Origin of the sequence: Burkholderia sp. Tr-20390 (genome assembly GCF_017104595.1) — a bacterium.
Lineage (GTDB): Bacteria > Pseudomonadota > Gammaproteobacteria > Burkholderiales > Burkholderiaceae > Burkholderia.
The window spans coordinates 1-750 of record NZ_JAAGPC010000444.1; the positions used below are offsets into that span (position 1 = coordinate 1).

Annotated in this window: 1 protein-coding gene and 1 pseudogene; both read right to left on the reverse strand. The window is 72.8% G+C overall.

Features of this window, described 5'->3' with window-relative positions; all coding sequences use genetic code 11:
- A partial coding sequence (locus G3N98_RS39435) for a copper homeostasis protein CutC (protein ID WP_277396949.1) occupies positions 1 to 427 on the reverse strand: 427 nt, incomplete at its 3' end.
- Between the two features lie 88 nt (positions 428 to 515).
- Positions 516 to 750: pseudogene (locus tag G3N98_RS39440) on the reverse strand (EAL domain-containing protein); the annotation flags it as partial.

The window sequence follows — 750 nt, forward strand, 5'->3', positions numbered from 1 at the left end:
CGTCGAAGGCGGCGTTGAGGTCGCGCGACACGTCGAACGCGCGGTGGAAGGTCAGTGCGCGGCCGTCTGCCGCGGCCGCGATGCGCGCCAGCGCGCCGAGATCGACGTCGCCGCGTGCGTCGAGCGCGCCGAACACGACGCCGTTCGCCCCGGCCGCGACGGCTGCACGCACGTCGCGTTCGATCACGCGGAGATCGTCGGCGTCATAGACGAACGACCGGCTGTGCGGTCGCACGATCACGTTGACGGGAATCGGCACGGCGGCCACGACGGCTTCGATCAGGCCGACGCTCGGCGTCAGCCCGCCTTCGGTGATCGCGGTCACGAGTTCGAGGCGGTCGGCGCCCGCGCGGGCGGCGGCCTTCGCATCGCCGACGGTCGTGGCGATCACTTCGAGGAGAACGGAGGAGGCGGCGTTTCGGTTCATGGGCGGCCCGCGAATCGTCAGGACAATTCGCGCATCCTAGCCGAGCCGCGTGACGGACGCCAGCGTGCCGCCCGCGATGCGCGCGGCGCTAGCCGGCGTCCGCTTCGTCGTCGCGCCAGTCGATATCGCCGCACAGCACGCGCTGCGCGTCGCCGATGCGCACGGCCACCGACAGCGTCACGCACGGCTGCGCCTCGTTGATCGACAGGTACGGCCGCGTGACCTGCACGCGCCCCGGCTCGGCGATCGCCGAGCGGAAATACGGCCGGCGCAGCCAGTTCGCGCCCTGCGCGTCCGCCAGCGGCGAGAAGCGCGCCTCGGCG